Annotated in this window: 7 protein-coding genes; all 7 read right to left on the reverse strand. The window is 67.2% G+C overall.

Annotated features, from left to right (window positions below; translation table 11 throughout):
• Positions 1-45 precede the first annotated feature (45 nt).
• Positions 46-657: an FHA domain-containing protein gene (locus tag KIH78_RS08570; protein WP_214315489.1), complete on the reverse strand. Its 612-nt coding sequence runs from the start codon at positions 655-657 to the stop codon at positions 46-48.
• Between the two features lie 209 nt (positions 658-866).
• The gene (locus KIH78_RS08575) at positions 867-1,553 is read right to left on the reverse strand and encodes a variant leucine-rich repeat-containing protein (RefSeq protein ID WP_219132050.1); all 687 of its coding nucleotides are present in this window, start codon (positions 1,551-1,553) and stop codon (positions 867-869) included.
• Positions 1,553-2,515: a PP2C family protein-serine/threonine phosphatase gene (locus tag KIH78_RS08580; RefSeq protein ID WP_219132023.1), complete on the reverse strand. Its 963-nt coding sequence runs from the start codon at positions 2,513-2,515 to the stop codon at positions 1,553-1,555. The genes KIH78_RS08575 and KIH78_RS08580 overlap by 1 nt, the downstream gene beginning before the upstream one ends.
• Positions 2,512-5,070: a transglutaminase TgpA family protein gene (locus KIH78_RS08585; protein ID WP_420830145.1), complete on the reverse strand. Its 2,559-nt coding sequence runs from the start codon at positions 5,068-5,070 to the stop codon at positions 2,512-2,514. Before KIH78_RS08585 ends, KIH78_RS08580 begins: the two co-directional genes overlap by 4 nt.
• Positions 5,067-6,281 (reverse strand): DUF58 domain-containing protein, encoded by a 1,215-nt coding sequence (locus KIH78_RS08590; RefSeq protein ID WP_219132024.1) that lies wholly within the window; start codon positions 6,279-6,281, stop codon positions 5,067-5,069. The genes KIH78_RS08585 and KIH78_RS08590 overlap by 4 nt, the downstream gene beginning before the upstream one ends.
• 59 nt (positions 6,282-6,340) lie before the next feature.
• Positions 6,341-7,852, reverse strand: coding sequence for an AAA family ATPase (locus KIH78_RS08595; protein ID WP_236034531.1), 1,512 nt, complete (start codon positions 7,850-7,852; stop codon positions 6,341-6,343).
• A gap of 150 nt (positions 7,853-8,002) precedes the next feature.
• Positions 8,003-13,972, reverse strand: a complete 5,970-nt coding sequence (locus KIH78_RS08600; RefSeq protein WP_219132025.1) for an Ig-like domain-containing protein — start codon at positions 13,970-13,972, stop codon at positions 8,003-8,005.
• Between the last annotated feature and the right edge of the window lie 141 nt (positions 13,973-14,113).

Genomic DNA, 14,113 nt, shown 5'->3' on the forward strand with positions numbered 1-14,113 from the left:
GAATGGGGCGGAGATAGGGGGAACGGGCGGAACGGTGACGGGAGGCTACTGTTCCTGCAGGGTGAAGAACTGGTCGCCGATGCGTAGCGTGGCCGGTGCGTCCAGCTCCGCCGGCGTGCCCTTGACCACCTGGTGTTCCTCGCCGTCCTTGATGATGAACGTGCCGTTGAGCGAACCGTAGTCCTCGATCCACAGCTGGCCGTTCTGGTCGATGCTGATCGCCGCGTGGTTGCGCGACGTGGTGCGCGTGGGATCCTCGATCTTCACGGCCTTCGCGCCTTCCGGAATCTCCTCGGAGGGTTTGCGGCCGAGCAGCACGCTGCGGTCGATGAGGATGCTCTGTCCGGTCACGTCGTTGTGCAGCAGATACGTCTTCCGCGTCTGCTTGATGGTGAACGAGCTGGACAGCACCGTGCTGTCCCAGTCCTCATCATGGTCGTCGACGGGCGCATGTTCGGGGGTGTGTGGTGCGGCAGCCTGTTCCGAGGCGGCGGTCTGGCCGGAGACGAACGTTCCCGTGACGATGGGGCCGGTGCCGGTCAGCCCGGTGGAGGCCAGGCCGGGGCGGGCCTCGGTGGACGGTGCGTCCTGGACCGGCGCATGCGAGTCGTCGGCGACGGGCGTGGCGTGGACCGGGGCGTCACCGGACGCGGCCATGGGTTGCGCGGCCTGGGAAACGGCGCCCTGCACGGGATCGTCGGCGTACCAGCCGGGCTCGGGGGCGGGAGGGAAAGGAATCACAGTGTTCATCGTGACATGCTCCTCAATGAAGACCGATGCGCCGTCGTCCGGAACCATGGCCTGTCATGGCCGGAACGCCGGACGCGTCGAATCGGGTCTTCGGATCGAATGGTGACGTCCGTGCGTCACTTACGGGTGGCGAGGGCCGCGTTCACGGCCGGATCGTTGAGCTGGGCGAGCCACTGCACCAGTCCTTCGTACAGGTTGGGGTTCTGCGCCAGGGCCGGGTACAGTTCGGGGGCCTTCTGCGCAATCTCCGCCATCTGCATCTGGTCGGTGGTGGTGCGGGCCTGTTCGGCCGTGAACCCGTACGGGTTCTGCGCGGGCTGGACGTAGGAGGAGGCGGCGTACTGGCCGGTGGGCTGTTGGGGTTGGCCCTGCGGGGCGGCGCCGTACGGATCGGCGTACGCGTCGGCTGCGGGCTGGGCCTGCTGCGGCTGCGCATAGGCGGCGTACTGGTCGGCCGGCTGCTGCGCGGGCTGAACCGGCTGACCCTGCGGCGCGGCGCCATAGGGGTCGGCGTATCCGGTCTGCGCCGGCTGGGCCTGCTGTTCCGCGGCCGCCGCGGCACCCGCCGCGGGCTGATGTGCGCCGGCGGGGGAGTCCGATACGGTGTAGCCCATCTGCGCCACCGTCTCACGTGCGCGGTCGTCGCCGAATTCGGCCAGCCAGCGCAGCAGACCGGGGTATGCGCGCTGGTTCACCGCCACGTTCGCGCCGAACTCCGGGTTCTCATAGGCGATTTTCGCAAGTAGGATCGGATCCGCGTTCGGGTCCTGCACAGCCGCGACCGCGGCGTCGTAATCGACCATCATGGCCTCCTTGTTGTTATGGTTCGTAAGGTCTGCAACGTTTCGTCGGCGATTTCCCCGATATCCTCGTCATCGCCCAGTCTAGTCACCGCCCAGCCGTGTCGTTCCGGCTCGTTCATGGGCATATCGACCACCACCACGGTGACGTTGTCGCTGCCGCCCGCCTCGAGCGCGGCCTTCACCAACGCTTCGGCGGCCTGCCGCGGGTCGTTATGGGCGGCGGCGATCGACGCGATCGTCTCGTCCCCGGCCACTTCCGCGTGCAGTCCGTCCGAACATACGATGAAACGGCCGGTGGCGTCCGCCACGTACAGGTCCGGGGCGATGCCCTCCGGATCTCCGATGCACTGCGTGATGACGTTGCGGGGAATGAGCGCCTTCGCGACGTCAGGCAGCATCTCGCCGGAATCGATGGCCTCCTGACGTTGCGAATGGTCGCGGGTGATGCGCGTGAGCGTCGATGCGTCCCATGCCGAGCCGTCGGGCAGCGCGTCCATGTGGTAGGTGCGTGAATCGCCTACGTTCACCACGTAGGCGAGACTGTCGTATCCGTCGATGGGGGTGGACATCGTGTCGTCGAAATCGACGGGATGCCCGTCGGAAGGCGCGGTGGCGGCGGCCGTGCCGGTTCGTGGGCCGGCGTACGCGTCGTCGTTGTGCGCGAGTACCACTCCGGTGACGGTGGTGCCCGCCACGCCTCCGAGTTCCTCGCCGAGCGCCACCACGTCGGCCTGCGCGGCGGCGAGCGTGCGTTCGATGTCGCCGCGGCGCCGGTCGCGAAGGGCGGACAGGGCGCGCAGGTGACGTACCGCGAGCGCGCTGGCGCGCTCGCCGCCCATGCCGCCGCCCATGCCGTCGCAGACCATGAACACGCCCTGTTCGGCGATGCCGAGATCCTGGTTGCTGCGGCGTCGCAGGCCAACGTCGGTGGCCAGACCGGCCTCGAGCTGTCCGATGATCATGGGCGTTGCCTCCCTGCATTGGCCGCGTGCGTCCGTCCGCCGCCCTGATGCTTGGAGGTGCGGGATGCGGCGGAACCCTTTCCGGTATTCAATATATGACGTTTTGCCGGCTTCCGCCGTAATTCGCCGAATAATCCCCTGAGACTCAGCCTGGTGCGCCAGCGTCGCAGACGCGGCAGGGAGGCAAGCATGGCCTTGCGCATGGCGTCCACGTCACGCCAGTACGCGGCCGCCTGTCCGCTGGTGATGTCCTGACCGGAGAACGCGGCGTAGTCCGCGTCGTTCGAGAGCGTGCGGAACGATGCCGCATCCAGATGCAGCTGGTCCGCCATCGCGCGCGCCTGGTCGCGTCGTGTGCCGTGCGCGTCCACGCCGCTCTGCTTCGCCAATGCGGCGAGCGCTCCCCATCCGGCCACCACGCGGGTGCGTGCCGGGCCTCGTCCGCGCGCCCGCGCCAGCAGCACGGCCTTGGTGAGCAATATCGATGCGGCGGCGAGCAGCAGGATCCACAGGGGGCTGCCCCATATGGCGACGCGGGCGGCGATGCGTGCGAACCGGGCCCAGAACAGGTTCGTGCCCGTATCGTCCGCATCCTCGCCGGCCAGCGTGGAGTTGCCGTTCGCCTGTTGCTCGTCGCGCAGCGGATCGGACAGCGGTACCGGCGGCTGTCTCACCAGCGTCTGCGGGTTCGGCGGGGAGAGGTCCTGGTTCTCGTCCGGGACCTTCGTCTCCTTGGGAGTGGGATAGAACGCCACCCATCCGTATCCGTCGAGCTTGATCTCCACCCAGGCCTCGATGTCGTTGCCGGTGAACTTCGTCACCGTGTGCGTGCCCTGCTTCTCGGTGCGCGACTGGGTGATCTCGCCGTCCTTGTTCTTGGGGATGAAGCCCATCACCACGCGGCTCGGCAGGCCGAGCTCGCGGGCCATCAGCGCCATGGCGGAGGCGTACTGTTCGGAATCGCCCACCATTTCGGTGCCGGCGAGCAGCTTGTCGACGCGGTAGTTGCCGTGCCCCGGCAGCGAGGGGTAGTCGCCTTCGAGACCGTGCGAGAACCAGCCGGTCTCCTTGAGCTTCTGCGCAAGGGCCCGGGCCGCTTCGCCGCCTTTGGATTGGCCGCCCGCAATAGCGGAGGCCAGTTTGCTCACCGAGTCGGGGACGTCCTCGGCCTCCGGCTGGTCCACGGATGCGGCGTCCGCGGCGTCGATCTGCTTGTCCGTGGGCGTGTTCGGAATCACGCCGCGCTCCGTGTAGGTCAGGCCTTTGACGGTTCCCTTGGGGTAGATGGCGGAATCGGTGTCCGTGTTGTAGTAGAAGGACGATGCGTCCGTCTTCGATGTGAACGTCACCGACGTGGCGGCACCCGAGAGCGGCAGCCAGGTGTCGGCAAGCCCTTCGTCCACGGTGAACGTGGCGGTGAACCGTTCGCCCTGCTCGTCCTCAGCGATCGTCGTGCCCACTCTGCGGTAGTTCGACGAATCGGCCGCGGACCTCGAATCGGACAGGTTCCAGACGTTGCCGTCGAAGCGGTCCATCACGGCGAGTCTGACGGGGGTGCCGGCCGGAAGGTCCCGGGCGGTGAGCACGGTGTCATCCTTATGGTCCTTCACGTAGGAGCGCAATCCGGATAGAGGGCTCGTATAGTCGTACGGGTTGAGCGGCGGCTCGTAATGGTCGCGCAGCACCACGCGATGCTGGGGGACGGCGAGGCACGCGCCCACGGCGATCGCGCCGGCGAGGACAAGGATCACCAGCGAGCTCAGCCAGCGGCCGAGCTCAAGCAGCCTCCAACGGGCGGACAGCCAGACGACGAGCAGAATCGCGCTGGCCATGCCGGATATCGGACGCCACCAGCCGGAATCGGTTCCCAGCAGCGCCGCGGCCACGTTCGCGGCGAACACGGGGATGGCGCCCACCATGGCCCAGACGGCGTCACGCATGACGGCGAACAGCCCCGTGAGGAACGCGGTCCACAGGCCGAGCGTCCATGCCGCCATCAGGGAGCCGTCGGCGGTGCCGGTGGGAGGCTCGATCGAAATCAGGTATTTGAACGAGCCGAACGTGCTCTGCCAGCCTTGCGCGAGCGTCGACAGTGACGGCAGTACATGGCCTATCGTCGTGTCGTTCAACGCGACCACCGGGCCGACGACGAACTGCGCGAGCGTGAGGAATACGATCTGCCACCACAGGCGCATCGCCGGCCTGATTCCGGCCAAGGCGACCAGGCAGCCGACGATCGTGGCGGGTATCGCGATTGCGGCCCAACGGGCCCAATCCCCGTACACGTCGATGAGGTTGGAGACGGCGAGCAGCGTCAGCGCCGCCGTCACCGCCAGGTTGCCGATATGCCTGCCCCACGGCTCGCGGCCGACGTTCAGCGGCGTGGCGAAGCCGCCGCGTGTCATCCAGATCACCGAATGCGTGGAATCCGCCCAGGATCCGGTGGCTGTGGCGGTGTTCGTCCCCGTGCCATCGGGGATGGGCGTCCCGGTCGGTGCGGACATGTCCGGCATCGAGGTGGAGGACCGGTCGAACGGCATGGTCGGGAACGTCATGCGAGCACCCCCATGATCAGCGGAAGGTCGTCGAGCTCGCCCACCGTGGCCAGCGTGAAGTCCGGGAACCGGCGGATGGCGCGGGGAGCGCCCGAGCAGGTCTGCAGGATGAGGATCGACGCCGATTTCGGCAGCGCGAGCGCCAGACGTTTGATGCCGTCCACGTCGCGCAGCGACCCCACGGTGAGGAAGTAGAAGGAGGCGTCTGGGCTGTGCGTCAGGGTCCCTTCGGCCAGATTCGGGTTGTCGTCGCGGTCGGGCTCGATCATGCTGCACGAGTCGAGGAACGCCATGGCGTTGCGCGGCGAGGCATGGACGGTCCCCGCATGCGTGTCCAACGGACGGTCCTGCATGAGGCATCGCACGCCTATCGAGGCGTGGACGGACACGGCGAGCTCGAACTCCTCGGCCGAAGCGTATTCCTCGGGGTTCACGGCGATGGTCAGCGAGGTGTCGGTGCGTCGCGTGGCCTCATATTGGCGAATCATCAGCGTGCCGGTCTTCGCCGTGCTCAGCCAGTGCACGTTGCGTACGTCGTCCCCGGGCACGTATTCGCGCAGACCGTAGAAATCGAGGTCGTCGTCGACGATCTGCCCGCTCGGCTGTCCTTCGAGGTCGCGTGCCATGCCCGCGTCGAGCGTGTCCAGCTGCACGGTCAGGGGGTGGATGAACAGCGTGATCCGCTCCGCCAGACGCTTCTCGTGCCGTATCAGGCCGAAGGGGTCGCCCTTACGGATGCGAAGCGGGCCGATGGGCAGCACCGCACGCGACATGGTGCGGAACTGCACGTCCGTCCGCTTCGACTGTCCGGGGGCGAGCATGGGGATGGAGAACCGTTCGTGCAATTCGCCGATCGGCAGGTCGCCCCGCGCCGTGGCGGTGGGCGTGCGTCCGGGATTGTCGATGTTCACATGGACGGTGACCGTGTCCCCTACGGTCACGCGATGGCCGGATACGTCGATCGCGGCGTCGAACGACGTGTTGCCCAACGACATGACGATCGCCGCCAAGGTCATCGCCAGCGCGACCGCACCGTAGGCGAGCAGCTCGTGCCAGCCGGTGGGAATGAACGCAACGGCCGCCACGACTCCGGAGACGGCCACGGCCCACCCCAGCGGGGAGATGTAGGACGTGAGGAACCGGCGGATGTGATGCCGGATCCGTTTTGCCGCGCGTGCCGCCCTTCGACGGCGGGATGATGCGGTGGGCATGGGGTGCCTTTCGGTTGGGACGCTTGGGATGGTGTACGGGTATGTCGGACGGGCCGATGTCAGGCGCCGATGGTCGGCGCCGGGATCTCCTCGAGGATGCGTTCGATCACGGCCTCCGGGGTGGCGCCGGCGAACGTGGCCTCCGCCGTGAGGCTGATGCGGTGGGCGAGCACGGGGACGGCGAGGTCCTTCACGTCATCCGGGATGACGTATCCGCGTCCGTCGGACGCCGCCCAGATGCGGGCGCAGCGGGTCAGCGCCAGCGCGCCTCGCATCGAGGCTCCCACCAGGATGCGGTCGTTGTGGCGGGTCTCCTCCACCAGGCGCACGATGTATTCGGTGATGGCATCCGCCACATGGATCGATTCGGCCGTACGGCGCAGCTCGAGGATGTCGTCGCCGCCGAGCACGGGGGAGATGGTGGTGGCACGGTCCGTCACGTCGAGCTGCTTGAGGATGTCGACCGAGACGTCGTGTCCGGGGTAGCCGATGGACGTCTTGATGAGGAAGCGGTCCATCTGCGCCTCGGGAAGCTTGTAGGTGCCGAGCTGTTCGATCGGGTTCTGCGTGGCGATGACGATGAACGGCTGCGGGACGTCGTGCGTGACGCCGTCCACGGTGACCTTCTGCTCCTCCATGACCTCCAGAAGCGCGGACTGCGTCTTCGGCGAGGCTCGGTTGATCTCGTCCGCGAGCACGATGGACGCGAAGATCGGTCCCTCACGGAAGGTGAAATCACCGGTTTTCTGGTCGTAGAAGGTCACGCCCACCACGTCGGACGGCAGCAGGTCGGGGGTGAACTGGATGCGTTTGAAGCTGGTGTCGATGGAGTTCGCCAACGCGCGGGCGAGCTGCGTCTTGCCGGTGCCGGGGTTGTCCTCCAGCAGGATGTGGCCTCCCACCATCAGAGCGCACACCACCTGACGGATGGGCTTCTCCTTGCCGACGACCACCTTGGAGATGTTGTCGACGAGGAGGTCGAACGCGTTGCGGAAGAACTGCACGTCCTCGCCGGCATCGGGCATGAGAGCGGCGCCGGGGACGGGCGTCGCCGGCGCGACGGGCGTGGTGAGGGGAGCCGTCGTGGGGGTGGCCGGCGTTGCGGCCTCCGGGGCCGCGGGCATGATGTTCCCGGTGGGGGCGTTCACCGTGGTGCGGTCATCGGGCGTCACCGGCATGTCGGTGGAGGACATGGCGGCGGGGCGTCCGGTGGTCGTGTCGTACCGTTGGGGCAGGCCCGGGGCCGGTGTCGCCGCGGGTGCCGGGAACCGGGAGCCCTGCGGCGCGGAGGACACCGATGCGGAGACCGGGGAAGAGGCGGACGGTGCCGAAGGGGCTCCGGCGGGCGCGATGTGCCCCAGACGCGTGGCGTCCATATCGGCCATCGAGCCGAGCCGGGTGGCGTCCAGATCCTCCTCGGGCGTGTGGAGCGGCTGCTGCCGGGCGCCCGGCTTCGCGGGAATCGAGGGGTTGGGACGGTTGGGAAGGCTCGGCTTGGCGGGGATGTGGGCGTGCGTGGAATCGGACAGCGTCGTCGCGTCGTCGATCGGTTCGCCGGTGTGCTCGCTCATGGGGTTCTCCTTGATGGTGGTTCTCGTCTCCGGAGGGAAACGTCTCTCCGGAAGACTGGTGGTGTGTTCTGATGCGTGCTGGTATGGGGTTGTCGGCGTTGGCGGGCTCGCGGCTCGTGGTGATGCCGTGCGCGGACGCCGCCGTTCAGGTCAGCGTGGGATGGAGGATGCCAGCCCCCTTACCCATGGATGTTCGACGTAGAACGACTCCGGCAGGTTCCCGGACAGCGATTGGCTCTCCGCGGCGTCGGCGCGTATGCCGGAGACGGTGCCGGAGATGTCCGTCGAATAGGTTTCGCTTTCGATGGTCACCGTCAGCTTCCATGTGATGTCTCCGGCGTCGGCCTCGGCGGGGATGCCCGATGCGTCGATGGATGTGGACAGCTTGTTGAAGCCGGTGACGGGTTGTCCGTCCACGACGAGCGTGTACGAGGTGATGTCGTCGCGCCCGTAGTTGTCGATGCCGTTGGTGCCGAAGACGTCGATGCGGTTGTGGTTGTCCCGGTTCCAAGACAGCCGCAGCGCGTTCGGGTCTATGGTCGGCTTCTTCCGGTAGACGTACCCGTTGGGGGCCGTGGAGGACTCTCCGTCATGGCCGTTGAACGTCGGCGTGACGGTGGCGGTCGGACAGGTCTCCCAAGGGCCGATCGTCGTCTTCAGATCTTTCCTGTTCGCCTGGTCGTCGTCGTTCGAGTAGTCGCCGAACCGGACCTTAGCACCGTTCACCTTGCCGCTGGATCTCCAGGAGAGCGTGCATGTGCCGCCGCCGTCGTTGCCGATTGTGGTGGAGACGGTGCCGATGTTCGTCGAGACGTCGGTCTTCCCGGAGCCATTGACGGTGATGCCTTTGTCCGTGGTCATCGCGGCGTCCACCTGGAATGTGGAGAAGTATTCGTTGTCCTTGATGGCGAATGAGAACGACTTGTTGCCGCAGGGGACCTTCGAGGAGGACCCGCCATGCGTGACCGTGATCGACGCGCATGCGTTGCCGCGCATGTTGCCCGTCGCCACGGTGCCGGTGACGTTGTCGCCGTTCTGCGTGACCGTGACGGTCAGGTCGTCCGGTTTGCCGTACACGCCGGAGTCGAGCGATCCCGTGGCGGCCGCGCCGGCGCCCACGTCGTTGACCGCCTGGACGCTGGCGTTGAATCCGGTGCCGCCGTTGAGGACCTCGTCCGGCACGTCGAATGTCTTCGAGGTGGCCTTCACCCCGGTCTCCTGCTTGGACCAGCCGCCCGGGCCGGTCAGCGTGACGTTGTAGCTGGTGGGGGCGCTGAACGAGGATTTGTCCGAAGATCCTGGAGCCTCCCAGGTGATGGTGACCGCGTTTCTCGCGCCTTGGAGCGACACCTTGCCGGGGGCGTCCGGCACCTTGTCCGGCTTGCCCGTGGTGGTGTTGGAGTCCTTCGACCATCCGACCTCGTTGCGGGCGCGCACCTTGAACGTGTAGGTCTGGCCGTTCGCCAGCCCGGTGATCTTGCAGGTGGTGACGGCGCCGCACGATTTCGACCCGTTCGTGGGGCCGCCCCACGCCACCTCGTAGTCGGTGATCGGGCTGCCGTTGGCGGATCCCGGCGTCCAGGTGAGGTCCACCGCGGCGTCCTGCGGCTTGGCGTCGACGGGGGAGAGCAGCGGCGCGTCGGGCTTGTCGATCACCGAGACGGTGATGGTTCCCGTCACCTTGCGGTCCGCGGATTTCGTGCCGTCCTGAACGGTGACCAGCACCTTGTTGGAGCTGGCGCCGATGTCGGACGCGGCGGTGATGGCGATGCTGCCGGACGAGTTGCACTGCACGGTGAGCTTCGCCGTGTCGTCCGAGACGCATTGCACCGCGGTCAGCGGGGAGTCCGGGAACGGGTTGTACGCGTCCTGGAGTAGGTTCACCGTCTCCGTGGAACCGGCCTTGATCTTGACGGTCTTGTCCGAGATCCGGGCCAGGGGCTTGGTGGAGGCGATGACGCGCACGGTCACTCCCGCATGCACCGTGCCCTTGCCGTAGGCGATGTCGACGGGCACGCTGACGGTGGTGCCGGGCGTGGCGTCCTTGTCGGCCTTGACGCGCAGGCTACCGGAGCCGGAGACGGTGGCCTCCACCTTGCCGGAGGAGGATCCTCCCGAGTACGTGTACTGCTTCTCGTCGTCGTACAGGCCGTCGGGAGTGTGGGTGAGCGCCTTGAGGTCGATGGTCTTCGCGTCCTCGCCGGCCACCACGTCGATGGTGGACGAGGAGAAGGTCGGCGCCGGCACGTCGCGTCCTATCACCGTGATCGGCAGGGTGAGCACGGCCGAGTTGATGATCTTCGTCTTGTCGGAGCCCTTCTTGCCGTCCACGGCGGTGAACGTGATCGAGGCGGGACCGGAATAGTCCTTCGGTGCGGTGAACTTCAGCGTCTTGTCGTTCACGTAGAGGTCATCGTCCGCCGCCTTCGTGGCGCTCACCGAGTCGGCGCCGTCCACGTACGGCTCCTTGCCGGCGCCGACGCGCACATAGTCGGCGATGTTGATCTGGATGGTCTCGCGGGCGTTCACCTTGAGCGCGGGGGCCTTCGGACGCAGCGTCGGCGGGAACACGCCATATGCGGGCACCTGGATGAACGCGGTGGACGTGATGTGGTACTTCGTGTTGGTCACCGTGTACGGCACCGCCCGCGCCTCGTCGGTCAGGTCGACGGTGATGACGGTGGACTTCGCGCCGCCCTTGACCCGGGCGTGGTCGCGCGCGGACTCATGCACGCCGACCTGGAGCTCGTCGGCGGGACCGGACGGGTTCGCGATCCACTGGCTGACGTCCACGTCCACGCTGCGTTTGTCGATGGTGGCGGCCGAGGGCACGCGGTAGTCATAGGCCTGCGGCGGGTCGATGGGGGCGTTCGGGTCCACGTTCACGGTGAGCGTGCCGGTGTCCGAGAGTCCAGCCTTGTCCTTCACCGTGTAGACGATGTACGCCGTTCCGGCGGTGGAGGGCGTGGTGAACGCGATGGCGTTGGCCTCCACCTTGGCGCCGGAGATGCCTTGGGTCTCCAGTTTGCCGTCCACCTTCAGGTCGGTGTTGTCCCCCGAGATGTCGTTGAGCGTGACTGGGACCGTCGCCGCGGTGTCCGGGCGGAGCGTGACGGAGTCGTCGCGCGCGTACACGCCGGAGTCGGACGCCCCTTGGAACACGCCCACGCGGATCTGCGCCTGCGCGCGCTGACCGGTCCAATCCTCCACGGCGTAGGAGAATGTGTCGGTGCCGGAGGAGTCCGCATACGCCTCGTACACCATGTAGTTCGCGCCGACCTCCGTGATGCGGCCGAGCTGCGGCGCCTTGTTGCCCAATCCGAGCAGCTGGTCGTCGTCGCCGTCCACGTCGATGCCGGTGAGCGTGATGGGGATGCGGACCTTCTGTCCGGCCGCGACCTGGGCCTCGGTGTCATGCGGCGTGGGTGCCGCCTTGCCTTCGGCGTTGCGCTCGTGCACGGTGACGGTGATCGTACCCGATGCGGCGTTGCCCAGATTGTCCTTCACCGTATAGGTGATCGGATAGACGCCAGGCTCGTCCGACGCCTGATAGCGCACGGTCGTGCCGGAGACGAACGCAAGCCCCCGGAACGTGGCCTTGTCGGTCTGCAGATCGTTGGACAGGGTCACCGTCGTGCCGTCCGAATAGCTCACATGGTCGAGCACGTCCACCGAGACGATGCCGCCGGTACGCACCTGCGTGTTCACGTTCGACGCCTTCGGCGCGGCGTTGCCCGTGGCGAGCGCGGGCGGTTGCAGCACGATCGTGCCCGTCGACGTCCCGGCGGCGTTCGCCACCGTATAGGAGACCTCCACCGGTGTGGTGGGCACCTGACGTGCGGTCAGGTACACGCGCTTGTGGCTCACCAGTCCGGTCTTGATGCCGGAAGCTGGATCGGCGGTGACCGAGGTGACGGACAGCACGCCGCCCATGGGGTCGATGTCGTTGGACAACGGCTCCACGATGGCCGTGTTGTCGGCGCCGAGCAGCGCCACGTCGTTGGCCGCCACGGGCTTGGCGGATTCGCCGGCCGCCGGCTGGACCTCCACGCGGGCCAGACCCGTGGCGGGGATGGAACCCTGCGTCACCGTGTACGGCACATAGTAGGTGCCGGGCGTCGTGGCCCTGAACTGGATGGTCATGTCCGCGGCGTTCATCGTCACGCTGGCGCCGGAAGGCGCGTCCGCGCCGGACAGCTGGGCGGGCTGCGCGCCCGTGCCGTGCACGTACGGCTTGAGGTCGATGGTGGTGTCCGTGTCGGGAAGCGTGGACTTGACCACCGGGTCGATGTCCGCCGGCAGCGTGTTCGCGGGCTTGACGGAGAAGTAGACCGTCCCGGTGCCGGTGAGACGCCCGTCGGAGACGGTGACCTCCACGCCCACTCGTCCCGATGTGAGCGAGCCGGTGTTGAACACGAGCTGTCCGTCCGCACGCGTGGAGACCGTCACCTGGTCGGAATTGCTTGCCACGGCGGAGACGAGCGTGAGCGGGTCCCCGTCGGGGTCGGTGAAGCTTCCCATCGCGTTCGCCGTATAGGTGGCGCCCTGTTCCACGGACAGTTCCGGCGGTACGTCGCTCTGCACGGGCGCCTGGTTCGCGGTCCCGAGGATGTCGAGGCTCACGGTGGCCGTGGAGGTCTGGCCGTGACCGTCGGAGATGTCGTAGGAGAACGTCACCGTGCCTGGTTCGGCCTTGGTGGCGTCCAATTGGATGTAGCGGCCGTCATAGACGGGGGAGACCGTCACCGTGCCTCCGGACGGCGCGCTCACCTGGTCGATGCGCAGCACGGAGCAATCGGTCTGATGGTCGTTGCGCAGCACGTCCAGGATCTGCTCGGAACCCGCGCGTGCGCCGAACTCGTCATCCTCGGCCTTGATCTGGCCGGATTGGGCGGAGCACGTCTTGGCGAAATCCCGCTGGTTGTCGGCGGAGTCCTCGTTCCGCTCCTGCTGCTTGGTGCGTTCCGTCTGGATCCGGTTCCACTGGATCTTGATGACGTTCGTGGAGTCCCTGGGGTTCCAGACGTTGCCGTTGACCACGTCGTTGAGAACGACCTGCCGGTGGTTGGTGCGGAACACGAGTTCGGAGGTGGCGTTCACGGATTGGAGCGTCGAGAACGAGGCCTTGCCGTCATCCGCGGAGCAGACGCGCACGTAGTTGTTCGCCTTCTGGCTCCATGCGGCGTACACGCAGCCCCCCGATGAGACGGGGCGTGCCGGCTCCCCCTTGCCTCCGGACTCCAGCACGAGCGGCTCCGGCCCGGACTTCGTCAGGTCGATGAGGGTCAATCCGTTGGACCCCGCGGCGGCCACCCAGTCGGATTGGACGCCGTCCACGGACGGGGACTGCAGGGTGAGCCGTCCATTCACGTCCGTGGAGGTCTTGCCGCCGGAGAAGAGCACCTGCCTGCCGGAGGCGATGACGGGGACGTCGCCCACCACGGTGAACGAATCGGCGTTCATCCGTCCGCCATCGGTCAGCGATTCCGTGTCGGAGGCATTCCTGTCCTGCGGGGAGGCGAGTTTGAGCACCATGCCGTCCTTCGGCCGGTATCCCCACACGGCGCCGTCCGACGTCACCACGGCCCTGCCTCCGACGCCCAAGGCCATCTGCGGTTTCGCACTCGAGGGGGCGACCGATTCGACGTCATCGGACGAACCGGCCCAGACGTCGCCGGTCTTCGTGTCGATGAACGCCACCGTGCCGCCGTTCATCATCACGGACATGGACCCCTTGGTCTCGGTGCTGCCGGCCATCGCGATGGTGGAAGCCTTGATGGCGGAGGATTTCCCGCCCTCGTCCAGCACCGTGTCCGAACCGTTCTGGGCGACGTCGAAGCGTTGGGCCGACGAGGCCACGGCGGCGTCCGCCTCCCGCAGCTTCACGTTGAAGCGCGCCGCCTTGCGGTTCTTCAGCGAAGTGACCCACACCGTGCCGTCGTCCAGCTGCACATGCCGCTGCATGACGGAGCTGATGACGATCGCGCCGGCGATGCCGGCGAGAATCAGCAGCAGCGTGATGACGGGCGTCACCCATGCGCGACTGCCCGAGGGCGTCAGGCGGCGTAGCAGCGCGCCTATCCTGCGTCGCCTCTCATAAGCCTGTGACGACTTGGCCATGACCTTCTCCCGTCGTTTCCCGCCCGATGAACGTGTGGATATATCTGTAATGTAACGCGCCGCTACGGCACCCGCCCCATGTCACCCGGTTTTACGGAACATGCGGCGTGTCGCCCGGAATGCCGCGGCTCCGTGCGGTGC

Origin of the sequence: Bifidobacterium saguinibicoloris (assembly GCF_019331725.1) — a bacterium.
GTDB lineage: Bacteria > Actinomycetota > Actinomycetes > Actinomycetales > Bifidobacteriaceae > Bifidobacterium > Bifidobacterium saguinibicoloris.

What these genes read in the sequence shown, in the direction of transcription:
- KIH78_RS08570 (WP_214315489.1), bottom strand. Translation starts at nt 657, where the DNA reads ATGGCCGCGTCCGGTGACGCCCCGGTCCACGCCACGCCCGTCGCCGAC.
- KIH78_RS08575 (WP_219132050.1), bottom strand. Translation starts at nt 1,553, where the DNA reads ATGGTCGATTACGACGCCGCGGTCGCGGCTGTGCAGGACCCGAACGCG.
- KIH78_RS08580 (WP_219132023.1), bottom strand. Translation starts at nt 2,515, where the DNA reads ATGATCATCGGACAGCTCGAGGCCGGTCTGGCCACCGACGTTGGCCTG.
- KIH78_RS08585 (WP_420830145.1), bottom strand. Translation starts at nt 5,070, where the DNA reads ATGACGTTCCCGACCATGCCGTTCGACCGGTCCTCCACCTCGATGCCG.
- KIH78_RS08590 (WP_219132024.1), bottom strand. Translation starts at nt 6,281, where the DNA reads ATGCCCACCGCATCATCCCGCCGTCGAAGGGCGGCACGCGCGGCAAAA.
- KIH78_RS08595 (WP_236034531.1), bottom strand. Translation starts at nt 7,852, where the DNA reads ATGAGCGAGCACACCGGCGAACCGATCGACGACGCGACGACGCTGTCC.
- KIH78_RS08600 (WP_219132025.1), bottom strand. Translation starts at nt 13,972, where the DNA reads ATGGCCAAGTCGTCACAGGCTTATGAGAGGCGACGCAGGATAGGCGCG.